The organism is Chitinophaga varians, from assembly GCF_012641275.1.
GTDB lineage: Bacteria > Bacteroidota > Bacteroidia > Chitinophagales > Chitinophagaceae > Chitinophaga > Chitinophaga varians_A.
This window is the reverse complement of record NZ_JABAIA010000004.1, coordinates 626,366-641,544: the sequence shown is the minus strand read 5'-3', so window position 1 is coordinate 641,544 and position 15,179 is coordinate 626,366. Positions and strand designations below refer to the sequence as shown.

The 15,179-nt window shown below is 48.3% G+C and carries 16 protein-coding genes and 1 tRNA gene; 4 read left to right on the top strand and 13 right to left on the bottom strand.

The window, feature by feature from the left end; genetic code table 11:
- Window positions 1-98 precede the first annotated feature (98 nt).
- Window positions 99-1,082 (top strand): aldo/keto reductase, encoded by a 984-nt coding sequence (locus HGH92_RS31990; protein ID WP_168874913.1) that lies wholly within the window; start codon window positions 99-101, stop codon window positions 1,080-1,082.
- A 136-nt stretch (window positions 1,083-1,218) separates the two neighbouring features.
- Here the strand turns inward: HGH92_RS31990 and HGH92_RS31985 are convergent, their stop codons facing one another.
- The 4 genes from HGH92_RS31985 to HGH92_RS31970 all read right to left on the bottom strand — a co-directional run bounded on the left by HGH92_RS31985 (window position 1,219) and on the right by HGH92_RS31970 (window position 4,367).
- Window positions 1,219-2,292 carry an NAD(P)H-dependent flavin oxidoreductase gene (locus HGH92_RS31985; protein WP_168874912.1) on the bottom strand — a complete coding sequence of 358 codons (1,074 nt, stop codon included), beginning with the start codon at window positions 2,290-2,292 and terminating at the stop codon, window positions 1,219-1,221.
- An 18-nt stretch (window positions 2,293-2,310) separates the two neighbouring features.
- Window positions 2,311-3,048 (bottom strand): nuclear transport factor 2 family protein, encoded by a 738-nt coding sequence (locus tag HGH92_RS31980; protein WP_168874911.1) that lies wholly within the window; start codon window positions 3,046-3,048, stop codon window positions 2,311-2,313.
- A gap of 4 nt (window positions 3,049-3,052) precedes the next feature.
- Entirely contained in the window at window positions 3,053-3,595 is a 543-nt protein-coding gene (locus HGH92_RS31975) for a YceI family protein (protein WP_168874910.1), read from the bottom strand.
- Window positions 3,596-3,665: 70 nt separating this feature from the next.
- A complete protein-coding gene (locus tag HGH92_RS31970; protein ID WP_247655107.1) occupies window positions 3,666-4,367 on the bottom strand; it encodes a Crp/Fnr family transcriptional regulator in 702 nt (233 codons plus the stop codon).
- Between the two features lie 170 nt (window positions 4,368-4,537).
- Here HGH92_RS31970 and HGH92_RS31965 point away from each other — a divergent pair, with 170 nt between their 5' ends.
- Entirely contained in the window at window positions 4,538-4,885 is a 348-nt protein-coding gene (locus HGH92_RS31965) for a 4Fe-4S binding protein (protein ID WP_168874909.1), read from the top strand.
- A 345-nt stretch (window positions 4,886-5,230) separates the two neighbouring features.
- On the opposite strand, the gene HGH92_RS31960 is transcribed toward HGH92_RS31965, so the two are convergent.
- Window positions 5,231-5,314 (bottom strand) — tRNA-Leu (locus HGH92_RS31960).
- 160 nt (window positions 5,315-5,474) lie between these two features.
- Here HGH92_RS31960 and HGH92_RS31955 point away from each other — a divergent pair.
- Window positions 5,475-6,746: a hemolysin family protein gene (locus HGH92_RS31955; RefSeq protein WP_168874908.1), complete on the top strand. Its 1,272-nt coding sequence runs from the start codon at window positions 5,475-5,477 to the stop codon at window positions 6,744-6,746.
- On the opposite strand, the gene HGH92_RS31950 is transcribed toward HGH92_RS31955, so the two are convergent.
- The 6 genes from HGH92_RS31950 to HGH92_RS31925 all read right to left on the bottom strand — a co-directional run bounded on the left by HGH92_RS31950 (window position 6,733) and on the right by HGH92_RS31925 (window position 10,999).
- Window positions 6,733-7,476, bottom strand: coding sequence for an ABC transporter permease (locus tag HGH92_RS31950; protein WP_168874907.1), 744 nt, complete (start codon window positions 7,474-7,476; stop codon window positions 6,733-6,735). The genes HGH92_RS31955 and HGH92_RS31950 overlap by 14 nt on opposite strands.
- 15 nt (window positions 7,477-7,491) lie before the next feature.
- Window positions 7,492-8,271, bottom strand: a complete 780-nt coding sequence (locus HGH92_RS31945) for an ABC transporter ATP-binding protein (protein WP_168874906.1) — start codon at window positions 8,269-8,271, stop codon at window positions 7,492-7,494.
- A gap of 129 nt (window positions 8,272-8,400) precedes the next feature.
- Window positions 8,401-9,036, bottom strand: a complete 636-nt coding sequence (locus tag HGH92_RS31940; protein WP_168874905.1) for a response regulator transcription factor — start codon at window positions 9,034-9,036, stop codon at window positions 8,401-8,403.
- The gene (locus HGH92_RS31935; protein ID WP_168874904.1) at window positions 9,033-9,824 is read right to left on the bottom strand and encodes a sensor histidine kinase; all 792 of its coding nucleotides are present in this window, start codon (window positions 9,822-9,824) and stop codon (window positions 9,033-9,035) included. The genes HGH92_RS31940 and HGH92_RS31935 overlap by 4 nt, the downstream gene beginning before the upstream one ends.
- A complete protein-coding gene (locus HGH92_RS31930) occupies window positions 9,794-10,432 on the bottom strand; it encodes a hypothetical protein (RefSeq protein ID WP_168874903.1) in 639 nt (212 codons plus the stop codon). Before HGH92_RS31930 ends, HGH92_RS31935 begins: the two co-directional genes overlap by 31 nt.
- An 18-nt stretch (window positions 10,433-10,450) precedes the next feature.
- Window positions 10,451-10,999: a hypothetical protein gene (locus tag HGH92_RS31925; protein ID WP_168874902.1), complete on the bottom strand. Its 549-nt coding sequence runs from the start codon at window positions 10,997-10,999 to the stop codon at window positions 10,451-10,453.
- 171 nt (window positions 11,000-11,170) lie between these two features.
- On the opposite strand from HGH92_RS31925, the gene HGH92_RS31920 reads away from it, so the two are divergent.
- Window positions 11,171-11,785 carry a YdeI/OmpD-associated family protein gene (locus HGH92_RS31920; protein WP_168874901.1) on the top strand — a complete coding sequence of 205 codons (615 nt, stop codon included), beginning with the start codon at window positions 11,171-11,173 and terminating at the stop codon, window positions 11,783-11,785.
- 4 nt (window positions 11,786-11,789) lie between these two features.
- Here the strand turns inward: HGH92_RS31920 and HGH92_RS31915 are convergent, their stop codons facing one another.
- Window positions 11,790-12,812, bottom strand: coding sequence for an LLM class flavin-dependent oxidoreductase (locus HGH92_RS31915; RefSeq protein ID WP_168874900.1), 1,023 nt, complete (start codon window positions 12,810-12,812; stop codon window positions 11,790-11,792).
- Between the two features lie 102 nt (window positions 12,813-12,914).
- Window positions 12,915-15,167, bottom strand: coding sequence for a hypothetical protein (locus HGH92_RS31910; protein ID WP_168874899.1), 2,253 nt, complete (start codon window positions 15,165-15,167; stop codon window positions 12,915-12,917).
- Window positions 15,168-15,179: the final 12 nt, after the last annotated feature.

Here is a 15,179-nt window from a genome sequence, read left to right as displayed (position 1 = left end):
CCTTGCCAATCAGTAAAACTGGTAAGAAAACCAGTAACGTGTATACAACAACAGCTTTCCCATCTCCATAATTTTGGAGCGAAAACAAACATACAAAAATGAAAACACGACAATTGGGAACATCAGGGTTAGCAGTCTCTGAACTTGGTTTCGGCTGCATGGGATTAAGCCATGGTTATGGTCCGGCAACAAATGAAAAAGATGCCATTGCACTCATTCAAGAAGCCTATGAATCGGGTATTACGTTCTTTGACACCGCAGAAGCGTATGGACAAGGCGCCAATGAGCAGTTGGTCGGGAAGGGATTGCACAAGGTACGTGACAAAGTGGTCATCGCCACCAAGTTTGGCTTTGCAAACGGCAGAAATACAGATGGTTTGGACAGTCGCCCCGAACGCATCAGGCAAGTGGCGGAAAACTCGCTCCGTTATCTGCAAACAGATTATATCGACTTGTTTTATCAACACCGTGTAGATCCGAACGTACCTATTGAAGACGTCGCCGGGACCGTAAAGGATTTGATAGCCGAAGGCAAAGTAAGACACTTCGGCATGAGTGAAGCCGGCGTGCAAAGTATACGAAAGGCACATGCCGTACAACCCGTGGCAACGCTGCAAAGCGAGTACTCCATGTTCTGGCGCGAACCTGAAATAGAAATCATTCCATTGCTTGAGGAATTAGGCATTGGCTTCGTTCCTTTCAGTCCGTTGGGAAAAGGTTTTTTAACGGGCAAGATGAATGCGGACACTAAATTTGACAAAACCGATTTCAGAAATATCCTGCCTCGTTTCAGCAAAGAAAATCGCGAAGCGAATCAAACCATTATCGATCTTGTAACCAAAATTGCCAGCGCACATAACGCTACGCCAGCGCAGATTGCATTGGCATGGCTGCTGGCGCAAAAACCATGGATCGTGCCGATTCCGGGAACTACAAAAATGAATCGCCTCGAAGAAAATACAGGCGGAGCAAACATCACCTTAAGCGATGCTGATTTGGTCAATATCAATAATGCTTTGGACAACATCAGCCTTCAGGGGGAACGCTATCCCGCAAACATGGCAAACCTGCAAGGCAGGTAAGCAAGTCATATTCCCGGTAAAAATTGACACCTGACAACATTAAAAGAGGCTTGTAAATGAATGTTTACAAGCCTCTTTCTTCGCAGGCTGGCTAAGTGAGCCCACAGGGGCAATAGCCTGGACCTTTCCCGTTGGATCATTTTGCGAATAAAGCGGTGGTCTCCATTACCAGCGCATGCATTAATGCGTCCGCCTTCCGGTGTTTCAATATGGGAGCGATCTGCCCACCCCAAAACTGGATCATATCCCATTGTTCTTTGTCTAACGCGGCTTTCCGCAGGGACGACATAAAGGGGCCCTGCAACGGGAAAGGCAGGAATCCCGCTTCCTTTCCTTTCGTCTCTTCCCCAAGCCTGCTGGTCAGTCCGCGTCCGAGCCTGCCGGTAAATGCGCGCGTCAGCGCTGTGTATTTTGCTTTTTCAGAGAACAACGCCTCTCTGTGCACAGGCAGTATATTGGATTCTTCACAGGCCAGGAAAGCTGTTCCTATCTGTACTGCGTCTGCTCCTAAAGTCAGGGCAGCTTTGATACCGGCACCGGTTGCAATTCCTCCGGCCGCTACAACCGGAACTTTCACTTTCTCCCGTATCAGTTGCACCAGCACAAAAGTCCCTGTTACGGAAGCTTCAGCTGAGCGAAGAAACGAAGGGCGATGCCCGCCGGCTTCAAACCCTGAGGCGATGATCATATCTGTACCAGTTGCTTCCAATGCAATGGCTTCATCCAACGTGGTGGCCGCTCCTACCGTGATGATCCCTCTTCTGCGGCATTGCTCCAGTACATCTTCCGTCAGTGTACCAAACATATAGCTGAATACTTTGGGCCGGATGTCCATGACTACCTGCAACTGATTTTCAAACCTGGATTGAAAAGGTGCGGGCTTAACAGGCACCGGCAGATCTAATTCATCAAAGTAAGGCTTAAACACCCGGACCCCCTGTTGATATTGTTCATCGGTAACCGCTCCGGTAACATCCGTATCCGACACCCATAAGTTGAGATTATACGGCTTATTGGTAGCTGCTCTTATTTGCCTGTCTATCTCCACGATCTCCTGCGGGCTATTGGTATATGCGCCATAACCACCCAATCCGCCGGCGTTTGAAACCGCAGATACCAACTGCGCTGACGAGAGATTCCCCCCGAAAGGCCCCTGCATAATAGGGTAATCAATACCCAATAACTCCGTTGCTTTTGTTTGATACCACATTGTGTCAATATAAAAAATCTAGTTTGAACTGTTTACTGTAGTCAGGAGAACAACATCTATCTTATCATTCACAATTTTCCCTTTCACAAACTCAAAAAATTTCCTGGCATGAGCAGATGTCCTATGCACCTCAAAAGCCGCGTCGTTCCTATATTCTTCGTAAATAACGACCGAAAGAGGCGAATCATTCCGTGTATTCACCACAAACTGCACACAGCCGGGTTCCCTGTTGCTCTCCGCTGCCATGGCAACAAGGGCTTCCTTCATCTCCTTCTGAAAGGCAGGAAGTATTTCCATATAGGCCACCACGTTAGCTTTATGTTCCGGTCCCGGATTATCAGATGAATTTTCAGAGGTCTGCCGAACGGCCGTGTCACTAATCATTTTATTGACCAGGACCCATTTTCCATCAATTTTATGAAAAGACAAAAATTCCTGGTAAACAAAGTCATACATCACCACTTTTACTTCGGCAATGGCAATCGAATTAACCACCCTGATAGAAAGTATCTCGCCCTTGAATGGCTTGCCGGAAGCTTTTGGGCTCTGTCGATTTTTAACACCATCCAGGTACTGAGGTAAATCTTTAGCATACGGCTGCCCTTTTACATCTCCCAAAACCAAAGTCCCGGGGTGATACACTGTGCTTAGCAGGGCAACGTCTCCCTCATATATACCTTTAAAGTAGCGACTCTCCAGCACATCGGATATCGCTAATGAGTCTTGTTTATTAGTTTCAGTTTCTACGATTGGCATATCTTCAGATTTGTGCCTGAGCAGGTACTTCCACTGCTTTTGCGGTTAACAGGATATTCAGCTCAAAGTCGTTGTAAATAAGCGTATCGCCAAGGTCCCTGAAGAAATTTCCAGAGCGGAATTTAATGCCGAATTTTGTGCGGTCAATGACAATGGTACCGGTTACGGTCAATGTATCATCATTCAGCCTGGTCTTTACCTCAAATGCCACGGGATCGGTAATGCCTTTAATGGTCAGATCACCTTTTATGTGATTGTCCTGTACAGAAGTGATTTCGAAACAGGCCTCCGGGTACTGTTCAATACCGAAAAAATCATCGGAAGCCAGGTGCCCGGCAAATTGGGCGTTGGTGGCAGGGTCTGTAATGTCCAGTATTTTAATGGATGTGGTATCCACCACAAACCTGCCGGCTGTTATTTGTCCATCCGCCAGGGAAAGTTCACCTGCTTTAAGCCGGATAGTTCCGTTATGGGCCCCTGTTACTTTTTTACCTATCCAATCAATGGTGCTCTGAGCAATTGCGATGTTAAATTGTTGCGTTCTCATTGCTTTGTATTTAAATGTTTCAAAATTTATGATACAAAGTAACGGCGGGATTTCCGGCTGATTAGGTGACTTACATCACATTCTTATGCGAATTGTAAAGCCGGCTTAAAGTTTCCCTGGACACTCCCAGGTAAGCGGCAATTAAATGTTTGGGGACAAGGTTATACAACTGGGGGTATAATTTCATTAGTTCCTCATAGCGGGTTTTGGCGTCATTATTCATAAACGATAGCAACCGCTTATGTGCAGCCACATACCCCCGGTTCGTACGCCAGCGAAAAAAATATTCAACCTGATGGATCTCCCTGCAGAGCTTTTCACGATCCGCATTGGATAAAGCCAGCAGCTCCACGTCCGTAATACAATCCACGTTGACAGTGGCTTTTGTCTGCGTATACAATGCATTGTAGTCTGACGCCCACCACGTAGGCATTGCAAACTGCAGGATGTACATCTTTACATCGTCATTGATAAAAAATGTTTTCAGGCAACCGGAAACAACAAAATATTCTTGGTCGACTTTATCGCCTTCCCGAATGACTACCTGTCCTTTTTTAAACGAAAGCGGTTTAAAATGACTAAAGAAATAATCAAACTCCGCTGGTGTAAGCGATGCAAGTTTGGTAATATGTTCTTTCAATAATTCACTCGCATTCATAATAAAAATAAAGTATTTGATGGTCCCTGGCGTAACAATCAAATATATAACATTGTATCGGAATGGCAGGAGAAAGCGGTAAAAACGATACTTAGCTAAAAGGCTTGTAAGCATCAACTTACAAGCTTCTTTATCTAAGTGCCCGGAACTGAATTCTTATCTAGCTAAGGAAGAATTAGTTGTGAGGTATTTGTTCTTTTTGGGTATGAAACTATTTTTCTCCTAATTTTATCAGGATATATATTTTATAATGAAGCATAGAAAGCTTCCAAATTAAAATTACTATGGCTATTAAAATTACAAATGAATGTATTTTCTGTGGAGCTTGTGAATCAGAATGTCCGAATAACGCCATCTATGAGGGCGGCGTAGAATGGGCAATAGCTGATGGCACAATGGTTAAAGGTGATTTTGTGTTGATGGACGGATCAATTATTGATGTCAGCCAGCGCAATGCGCCCCTGGCCACCGATCTGTATTATATCGTTTCAGATAAATGTACAGAATGTCAAGGATTTCATGAGGAACCCCAATGTGCAGTCGCATGTCCGGTAGACTGTTGTGTACCCGACGAAATGTGCCAGGAGTCTACGGAAGAACTGTTGGCAAAAAAAGATAGATTACATCCTTAATTAGAAAGCATAAAGAATTATCAGTAAGTGGTCGTCAGACGCAAATCGCTGGTACGTATACTGAACCTAAACGGGGAGAATGGCTAATTGCCTTTTTCCCCGTTGCTATTTTTGAAATTTAATTTTAAACCATAATTTAATAGAATATCCAGGGAATTCATCTCCCAATCAGGAATATGACATAGACAGTAATAAGGAAAATAGGTGGCAGCTCAAGAACGAGGAAATAATTTTTGTGTGTCAATTATGTGTCGCCAATAGTGGGTAGAAGCGGATAAAAGCGTACCAAAACGACATTGACACAAAAAAAATAGGTTGTAAGTCAAATACCTACAACCTATTACGTGCCCAGAACTGGATTCGAACCAGCACACCCTTGCAGGCGCTGCGACCTGAACACAGTGCGTCTACCAATTTCGCCATCTGGGCAACTGATATTGTGATCAGGGAGCGCAAAGATAAGCACTCGTTTTAATTCTCCAAATTTTTTGCTGAAATATTTTTTCAACCAGCGCTGACAAACGAGCTGAAAACCAGCGCTATAAACAATTGCAGCAGACAGTTGTTATCCTGTAAAGCAACATGACTTATGCTCTCTATTATCATTATCATCGTTCTCATCGCTTTTAACTTTTACTTCTCCCTGGCAGAAATAGGACTGATATCAGTAGATAAAGCAACGCTGAAAATTCAGGCTGATGGCGGTAATAACCGCGCCGCCAGCACCCTCCGGCTCGTGAGCGACCCAGACGAATTCCTCAGCGCGGTACAGGTAGGCATCACCCTGGTAGGCATACTGGAAGGGCTATACGGCGGAGATATGATGGCGGCACTGCTGGAACCGGTATTCCGCTCATGGCATATGGGCAACTACGGCGCACATCTGCTGGCACTGCTGATCGGCGTAGGGTCTATCACCTATCTCACTATTATCTTCGGTGAACTCATCCCTAAAACCCTCGCGCTGCTGGACCCGGAAAAAATTTCCTTCCTCATCACGCCGTCCATGATCATCTTTTCAAAGGTCGCCTACCCTTTTATCAAACTACTGACCAGCAGTACCAAGTATATCCTCGGACTGTTCCATATCAATACTATCCAGGAACAGAAGCTGACAGACAACGACCTGCGCGGCATGCTTGTCATGGCCTATAAACAGGGACTGATAGAAAAAGGGGAATTTATGCTGCATAAAAATATTTCGGCAGCCTACGACCTGCCGGCGGAGAACATTATGACGCCGGCCAGCATCGTGATGGTCCTCAAGGAAGACATGGCCCGTGAAGAGACAACTGAAACGATTAAACGAAGTACACACCGCACCTTTCCGGTAATGAACAGCGGCGGCGAGATCATCGGCGCCCTTATGATCAAGGACTTCTTTCTGGAGCCGGACAAACCTTTGCACGCACTGATCAGCCCTGTCTCCTACCTGTCGCTCAACCAGGGCATCTTCGACATGTTCCAGCTGTTGCGCCGCGAAAGCACCATCATGGGGGTGGTATTGAATGAATATGGGGAGTTTGAAGGCATCGTCACCTTCCACGATATCGTGTCCGGCCTGTTAGGCAATCTGCCGGGATATAATACCAAAGAAAGATTTTTAGAACAGCAGCCAGACAAAAGCTGGCTGACCAACGGTATCACCCGGCTGTCGTTTATCCGGGAAACGCTGAACATGGAATGGCTCCGGCCCTATGAAGAGGAAGATATTACAGTGGCCGGCCTGCTGATCAGTAAACTGAAACACATTCCTCAATCCGGTGAAAAAGTGACGATCAACCAGCTCACTTTTGAAATCAAACGGATGGACAGACACCGGATTGAGGAAGTGGTCATCAGGCAAACTAGTTCCACTTAAAGAAACGAATGCCCAGTATACCGAATACAGCTGTATATCCCAGTGTGGCCAGCAACGCGTAGGTGGCCTGCAGGTTCCAGGTGTCGGGCTGCAACGCGGTGCCGATCATACGATTGACCACGCCATAGGGCGACCACTGCACCATATCTTTCACGACATCGCCTAACACGCCGAAGTTGCCCAGCATGCCCACCATAATGAAGATAAAATATACCAGTCGCGTGGTGGAGTTCACCGTCTCAGGATTTTTAATCAGTCCCACGATCAGTTGTCCCAGGCTGAGGTACAGCGCGCCACCCAATACAGCGGCGAAGAAACCGGTCAGATAACCCAGCGGCGACAGCACAATTTTGTCTACCAGATTGCCAACAGCGAAGATGGCGATGGTCATGGCCATGATAGTGACTATCTGTACCATGACACGGCTGCACATGATGGTCCATGCGGCAACAGGCCCTACGCGCAGGCGCTGGAACACGCCTTTGTCACGGTCACGCGCAATGGAATTGGTGTAACCCAGCAGGCCGATGCTGATCAGGCCAATGGTGATGCCACCGGAGATCACATAAGGGCCGCCCATCATTTTCACCATTCCTTTCCAGGAGATAACGATCACCAGGGGCACCAGCAACACAAGCCGCAGCGAACGGCGGTTGCGCCACAGGGTGGTAAAATCGGCCCGCAATAAGGCGGTCATCACGGCAGAAGTCTGAGGTATTTTGGTTTGCATAAAGTAGGTATTGAGTTATGAACGGACAGCCCGGCCGGTGAGGCCGATAAATACATCTTCAAGGGTGATCTTTCCTTTACGGGACACGGCAATGACGTCGGGGTCGTTGCGATGTGCGGCTATCAACGCTTCGGGGGTATCGATAGCGATCACCCGTCCATGGTCGATGATGGCGATACGATCGCAGACCGCTTCGGCCTCTTCCATGGAATGGGTGGTGAGCAGTACGGCATGCCCTTTTGATTTGATGGCCTCTATACGGTCCCACAACTGCCTTCTGGACTGTGGGTCCAGTCCGGTGGTGGGCTCGTCCAGCAGCACCAGCTGCGGATCATGAATAGTGGAGATGACCAGCGATACCCGCTGTTGTTGTCCGCCGGACAACTGTCCGAAACGTTTGGTTCCGGAGTCCTGCAGGTTGATTTCCACCAGCTTCTCTTCTACTTCAGCGGGCGTCATTTCTTTGCCATAGATACCGGCGAACAGCCGGATGATTTCGGCCACGTTTAGTTCCGCCTGAAAACTGGTGGATTGTAATTGTACGCCCATGTTGGCTTTGGCGTAAAGGGGTTGATCGAGGATGCTGAAACCGGCGACGTTGATTTGTCCGCCCTGTGGCCGTAGCAGACCTTCAATAGCGCTCAGGGTGCTGGTTTTGCCGGCGCCGTTAGGCCCGAGCAGACCGAAAATTTCGCCGGATGCCACGGTAAAGGATACCTGTCGCACCGCCTGAAAGTGACCATAGGAAACACTCAGCTGGTCTACCTCCAGGATAGCCCTTTGTTGATTACTCATGTGCTGATTCGATTTTGGATGAATGAACAGGCTGCAATGATACAAAAACCAACAAAGGGCACACAGGAAATAAGGTCAACGACCAGTACAGGTCGGTAAAGTGCAGCTTTTTACCGGTAAATCAGGCTACTAGAGGGAAACCAGTTGCCGGCGCAGGGCTTCGAGCACCATGCCGGTACGGCTTTGTACGTTGAGCTTGTGGAAAAGGATTTCGCGGTAACCGTCTACGGTGCGCTCGGAAACATTCATCTTCTGCGCGATGGCTTTATACGTAAGATCACTGCAGGCGAGGCTCAGAAACTCTTTCTCTCTTTCGGTGATGGTCTCCTGCTGTTCCGATTGCAGGATCAGCCGGCGATAGTTCACATTGGACGCATCGTTATGATAGTAGCCCGATTCATGTATTTCACGCAGGGCTTTTTCCAGTTCCACCGGGTGGATATCTTTCAGCAGATAAGCGCAGCATCCGGCTTTGAGCATGGTGATGATGGTGGTGTCATTTTCCTTCATGGACAGTGCCGCTATGCGAATGCCCGGATGCTGTTTCTGCAACAGGGCCGTTGCTTTGGGGCCGTCCATGACAGGCATGTTCACGTCCAGCAGCACGATGTCCGGCGGCGCCGGCAATGCAGAGATCTTGTCCAGCAGCTCTTTTCCGTTGACTGCTTCTGCTACAATGCTAAAACCGTTAAAGCCCGCTATGAGCAGGCTCAGTGACTTGAGGAATAACTGATGGTCGTCTGCGATGGCAATTTTGATGTTCATAACTGATTTGGTTCAACGGGTAATTTTATCAACACAGCAGTACCTCCTGCATCCGTCACTTCCCAGTTGATCGTTCCACCCAGCAGCCTGGTACGGTGCTGCATATTCCGGATACCCAGTCCGGTGGCAGACATGCCGGCTTTGTCAAAGCCGGCGCCGTCATCTGCAATGATCAACAGTAGTGCCTTTTCTGCTATACGCATGCTGATGTCGATCACTTGCGGACGGGCATGTTTCAGGCAGTTTTGCATGGCTTCCTGTATGATACGGAACAGAATGATCTGCGGTTCTGCCTGTAGCGGCAACTCGGCCAGTTCGTGGGTAAACTTCACCTTAATGGTACGACTGGCATTAATACGGGCCACTTCGCTCTTCAGGTTATCGACCAGGCTGAACTGGTCCAGCCACTGGCGGCTAAACGATTTGGACAGCGCGCGCAAATGATGAATGGCCGTACTGAGGGTTTCTTCGGCGGTCTTTAACGTCTCCGGTGCATCGGTCAGGTTACGCTGGGTAACATTGATCAATAGTTTGGTGCTGGTTAACAATTGGCCGATATCGTCGTGAAGCTCCTGCCCCAGGTGGGCAAAGGTTTCTTCCTGTATTTCGATCTGAGACCACATCAATTGTTTATCATACTCTTCTTTCATTAATTTTAGCTGATGCAGGTAAGCCTGTTGTTTTTTCTTGTAATTAATGATCGCCACAATCACTATCAACCCCATGATGGTAAACAACAAGGTGAGTAATATGACTGCTACGAAGAAATCCTGTTTGACCGGAAGCATATGATGCTTTTTATCAGCATAATATACAACAGGTAATTGGATAATGAGTTCAAAATCGTAAAAAGATGCCTGGCAGACTGCGCATCGCCGGCCAATAACAGGTTATAAAAGCCGTTGACACACATCGATCCCGCGAAATAAAAGAAAAACGCGAGGGTCAGCCAGAAGTCGGGGTGCCGGAATATAGACGCTTCACTATTGGGGGTAATCGTAAAAAAGGACAAAAGGCACCAGCAAATGACCAGGAAGCTCTCAATGGTAATATTAATGCCGGGGAAGTAACGCCAACCGCCATAAACAAAGCTGTACCCGAGTGACACTACGCCAAACACAAATATCGAAATCCACATCAGCAACCGCCAGCGTTCATCCTTGATTCCTGATCGTAAAATAATTGTTATCAGACTATATTCCAGCACCACAAAAAAGTGGTATACAATAAAGAAATGGGAACCACGCTTCCCGATCAGTTCCACTATCACCTCCGATAATATGGAAAAACCCAATAACACCGCCAGCTGCTTTACCTGCGTATATCGCAGGTTAAACAGGCTAATGGCAAAACATGTCACCAGCATCACATAGTATCCATAGATCCATCCGTTCATTCAGCGCAGCAATTTTTTTTAACAGTTGTTCTCCAGGTCAATGGGCGTCACGGCACCAAACGGATGACCGCTGGCCTTCAGGGCGGCAAACAGCCTGGTCATCAGTGGCTCGTCTTCACCGCCATTGCCTCTTTCTTCAATGCCCGGATCGGCCGGAGTAGGGTCCAGCACGCCGGCTTTGGCTTTTTCCAGCAGCACAGGGAACCCTATGTTGACGTGGTTGGCATCCAGGCCTTCGGCCATCAGACTGATTTTTTCGTTACTTTCCGGAATAACAAAATGAAAGCGTACAAATTCGCATCCGGGCTGGCCCAGCAACCGGAAAAGGGAAGCCTTGCTGAACTCGACGGAGTACCGGCCCTGGAAAAATTCTTTTACCTCCGGATGTTTGGAAAGGTAGTTGTAAAAATGAAACAGCATTCCGAAGTAAGCACTCACGGTAACGGGCATCCCGTAGGTAGTGGGATCACCAGTGAAAGGCATATGTGAGTCAATAGGGATGGTGGTATTATCAAGATACCCCTGGTTATTGGCGGTATAACCGCTAACCATCATTTTGTCGCTCATGTTGTTGTGTTTAGTGGAAGCAAATATTCAACATTTTTTTTATGCTTACACCGGGGTTTTCCCCGGGTAGTTACCCGGGATAATTCCTCTTCTGCTAAAATATATAACTTAGGTATAATCATACAGCAACCGAAATGATCTATTTGTATAAATTACGCTAAAATAATTGTCATGAGTCAGCAGGATGCCCGTATCGACGCCTATATCCGCAAATCGGCCAGCTTCGCCCAGCCTGTCCTGGAACATATGCGGGCCTTGGTCCATAAAGCCTGTCCCGAAGTGGAAGAAACCATCAAATGGGGCATGCCTTACTTCACCTACAAAGGACAACTGTTTTGCTGCTTTGCCGCTTTTAAGGCCCATTGCTCCTTTATCTTCTGGAAAGGCGCCCTGATGGACGACCCTGACAATATCTTTCAGCAACGGGGCGAAAATGGCATGGGCCAACTGGGGAAGATCACCAGTCTTAAAGACCTTCCATCCGACAGGACCTTTATCAAATACCTGAAGGCCGCGGCTACACTAAGTACCAGCGACCTCCCTCCTGCCACTAAAAAGGCCGCACCGGTGAAAAAAGCACTGGAAGTGCCGGACTGGCTCCTGTCTGCCATCAAAAAGAATAAAAAAGCATGGGCCACTTTTGATGCATTCAGCTACAGCAACAAAAAAGAATATGTAGACTGGATTGTCAGCGCTAAAACGGACGCCACACGCGACAGCCGCCTCGCTGATGCGCTGACATGGATGGCAGAAGGCAAAATCCGGAACTGGAAGTATGTGAAATGATGCATCAACGCCACCCTAACCCAGGTGCAACATATTTCAAAATAGAATTCAGCAAGTGTACATTGTATTCCACTCCCAGGGTATTGGGTATAGTTAGCAGTATCGTGTCTGCTTCGCGGATAGCTTCATCCTCAGCCAGTTCTTTTATCAGTTGATCTGGTTCTGCAGCGTAGCTTCTTCCGAAAATGGCGCGCTTGCCCGGCTCAATCATACCGATCTGATCACGGCTCTTTCCATCCCGCCCAAAGATCTGGCGGTCTTCATCGGTCACCAATGCAAAAACAGACCGGCTCACAGAGACTCTGGCTTCGCGCTGGTGGCCGGCTTTCTTCCAGGCTTCTTTGTACAACCGGATCTGTTCGGCCTGCTGCACATGGAAGGGCTTACCGCTTTCGTCAAACTTCAGGGTAGAGCTCTGAAGATGCATGCCATTTTCAGCTGCCCAGACAGCAGTTGCGTTAGAGGCAGCACCCCACCAGATACGTTCCCTTAATCCTGCTGAGTATGGCTCCAAACGCAGCAGTCCGGGCGGGTTCGGAAACATGGGATTCGGATTGGGCGCTGCAAAGCCTACCCCTCTCAGTTTGTCCAGAAACTCCAGCGCCTTACGACGCCCCATGTCCTGATCATTTTCTCCTTCCTTTGGCTCATAGCCAAAATAACGCCATCCATCTATGACCTGCTCCGGTGAACCTCTGCTAATACCTAATTGCAACCGCCCCTCCGAAATCAAATCAGCAGCGCCAGCATCTTCCACCATATACAGTGGGTTTTCATAACGCATATCAATCACGCCGGTGCCAATTTCTATCCTGCTGGTTCTGGCGCCAATGGCCGAAAGCAAAGGAAATGGAGAGGCTAATTGAGCAGCGAAGTGATGCACCCTGAAATAGGCGCCGTCCAGCCCTATTTCTTCCGCAGCTACAGCCAGATCAATTGACTGACGCAAGGTGTCGCCGGCGGTACGGGCCATATAAGCAGGATGATCAGCCCAGTGCCCAAATGATAAAAATCCTATTTTCTTCATCTTGTTTACCGCAATGTGGATTTAACAATATTGTAACGAGGCAGCCCAACGTCTTCCCAGTCTTCTATTGATAAAAGTAAATAGAATAAATGGATATCCATCTTACGCTTCCGCCAATTGCCTCAACGCATACGCGTCATGCGGCAATCCATACTCCCTGAACACTTCCAGTAAATTGACAAACCCCGGCGACTTCGCCGCCGCGTCTGCCGCTGCAAGCAAAGCCTTCTTCCTGACCGGCGTCATGTCCTCCAGCGCGGCTTCATCGCTGAACAACACAGCGAATATTGTTTGCAGATAACTGATCTGTTTGAATGAGTCAGCAGCGGGCAGTGCCTCTATAATGGGCAGGATGTTCTTCTCCAGTACATCGGGCCTGGATTGACGCAGTACTGCTAAAATATATTCATGTGCGTTATCGATATTCCCAATGAATGGCATCATGTTGCCGAAGTCATGATCGAGCGCTTCGTGGTCGGCCAGTGCATGCAGTAACTCTGTCAACCAGGCATCTTCTGCTTCTGCACCGGTGAGCAGCACCAGTTGTGCGGCCAGCACAAAACGCACAAATGCATCTCCTTCTGCGCCCAATGCGGCAGAAAAGGATGTCAGCAGCCTATCTCGCTGGTCTTTGTTGAGATAGAAGCCTGACAGGGAATAGACGGCGTATCCTCTCCTGGTACTGCTGTAGCTTGTGTTTCGCGATTCTTCCAGCAGGAACTGCTCTGTGGCCTCTTGGCCGGCATACATCAGGATATATTGCGCGATACGCGCCATGTCAGTATCACTGCCTACGGCCCATTGCAGCAGCATAGGCTCCAACGGCGCAACAGCTCCCAATAGTTCTTTATACAAATCAGTCTGCTCGGTGATGTAAGGCAAGTCAAGGATATCGTACAGAAATTTCACCAGTCGCAGCTGCACGGCCGGCAGGTGCGGATAGTGAGGCACCATGCGTGCGAGGATGGCTGCTACTTTATAGGTAGCTTCATATACCACGCCCTGCTGTTCAATCTCCGGCCAGAGCATTTTTTCAGCTACTTCAACTACCTTTTCATCGTCCGACAGCAGACCATTGATGGCAATAGGCAGTTCAGTGCCGCCGTCGCTATGATAGGCGCCGATAGTTTCCCAGTTGACAATGTCCAGCTCTTTTTGCAGGTAAGCCGGCACTTCCAGCGCATGTAGCTTCAGTTTGGCATTGAGTTCATCGTAGTAGCGGTTGAAGAAGTACTCCACGCTTTCCCAGTCGGTGTCGGCAGTGTGAGCATCATAGCCGCCCCATGACGGCATAAAGGCTGCCCAGCCAATCAAACGGAAATGATCGTCCTCCTTTTCTGTTACGGTAAGCTGCCGCACTACTTCTCCGGTGGCATCATACAGGCGCCAGGTGCCGGTGCCATCGCCGTTATTGGTAAAGTCAATGAGTTTGCCGCCGCCGGATGCATAGTAGACGGCGCTTTCCGGAAAGCAGAAATCTTCTTCGGAGAGATGTCCTTCACAAACCAGTTCACCGTTAAAATATCTTCGTTTATGAACGGGAGACAACTCTTCTCTTCGTACGGAATAAAGCTGCCGCCCCGTTTTATCAAAATAGGTGTTAGTCACATCTTTGCCCTGATGACGATAAACTATCCGGGTTTTCACCACCGGTGCGGCTGTACCACTGTAGTAGTAGCATGTCTCGGAGTCCTTTGGTACGTCTTTATCGTACACATTGGATGTTCTCAATACACCATCGGTATACTTATACTCTTCCAATACTTTGCCGGAAGCGCTGTACAATCTTTTTACCACGGGCTTGCCGTCCAGGTCCCATTCATAATATTCTCCGATATAATCAGCGATACGGGTATCCACAGTGCCCATCACCCAGTTGGTGGATGAATAGGCAGCCCTGATAAAATGCGCGCGTGCGGGCACATTCGCAGGCCTCGCAGGCAGCAGGTCTCCGTCAGAGCTTACCTCATTATTGTCTTTATCGAAATAACGCTGGGCATTGTAAATGAATTCATCCTCATAATCAAATTCCGCGGCCCATACATTGGCAGCATTATCGGGAGGAAAATATTCAGGCGTGGGATTGTCACTTTTTATCAGGCGCAGCGGGCCTATATATTTATCGCCGCCATACCATTCACCAGCCTGTGATAGGGTGCCATCAGGGTGAAAGCGTTGGGTAGGATAAGGAGGGATACCTTCCCGGTAATCGATCGTTTCCCAGAGATAGCCATCTGTATGCCATTTTTTCCAGGGGCCAATACGTTGGTTGTTTTCATTGGTTTCACCAAGGAGCCATTCTTTGTCGGCTTCGTTGTAGACGGCGCCTTCGGGGACAGAAACAGGTCTTTTCATTGCTTTGAGGTG

Bases quoted from the DNA above. Each gene is read 5' to 3' on its own strand.
- HGH92_RS31990 (WP_168874913.1), top strand. From the start codon at position 99: ATGAAAACACGACAATTGGGAACATCAGGGTTAGCAGTCTCTGAACTT.
- HGH92_RS31985 (WP_168874912.1), bottom strand. From the start codon at position 2,292: ATGTGGTATCAAACAAAAGCAACGGAGTTATTGGGTATTGATTACCCT.
- HGH92_RS31980 (WP_168874911.1), bottom strand. From the start codon at position 3,048: ATGCCAATCGTAGAAACTGAAACTAATAAACAAGACTCATTAGCGATA.
- HGH92_RS31975 (WP_168874910.1), bottom strand. From the start codon at position 3,595: ATGAGAACGCAACAATTTAACATCGCAATTGCTCAGAGCACCATTGAT.
- HGH92_RS31970 (WP_247655107.1), bottom strand. From the start codon at position 4,367: ATGCTTACAAGCCTTTTAGCTAAGTATCGTTTTTACCGCTTTCTCCTG.
- HGH92_RS31965 (WP_168874909.1), top strand. From the start codon at position 4,538: ATGGCTATTAAAATTACAAATGAATGTATTTTCTGTGGAGCTTGTGAA.
- HGH92_RS31955 (WP_168874908.1), top strand. From the start codon at position 5,475: ATGCTCTCTATTATCATTATCATCGTTCTCATCGCTTTTAACTTTTAC.
- HGH92_RS31950 (WP_168874907.1), bottom strand. From the start codon at position 7,476: ATGCAAACCAAAATACCTCAGACTTCTGCCGTGATGACCGCCTTATTG.
- HGH92_RS31945 (WP_168874906.1), bottom strand. From the start codon at position 8,271: ATGAGTAATCAACAAAGGGCTATCCTGGAGGTAGACCAGCTGAGTGTT.
- HGH92_RS31940 (WP_168874905.1), bottom strand. From the start codon at position 9,036: ATGAACATCAAAATTGCCATCGCAGACGACCATCAGTTATTCCTCAAG.
- HGH92_RS31935 (WP_168874904.1), bottom strand. From the start codon at position 9,824: ATGCTTCCGGTCAAACAGGATTTCTTCGTAGCAGTCATATTACTCACC.
- HGH92_RS31930 (WP_168874903.1), bottom strand. From the start codon at position 10,432: ATGAACGGATGGATCTATGGATACTATGTGATGCTGGTGACATGTTTT.
- HGH92_RS31925 (WP_168874902.1), bottom strand. From the start codon at position 10,999: ATGAGCGACAAAATGATGGTTAGCGGTTATACCGCCAATAACCAGGGG.
- HGH92_RS31920 (WP_168874901.1), top strand. From the start codon at position 11,171: ATGAGTCAGCAGGATGCCCGTATCGACGCCTATATCCGCAAATCGGCC.
- HGH92_RS31915 (WP_168874900.1), bottom strand. From the start codon at position 12,812: ATGAAGAAAATAGGATTTTTATCATTTGGGCACTGGGCTGATCATCCT.
- HGH92_RS31910 (WP_168874899.1), bottom strand. From the start codon at position 15,167: ATGAAAAGACCTGTTTCTGTCCCCGAAGGCGCCGTCTACAACGAAGCC.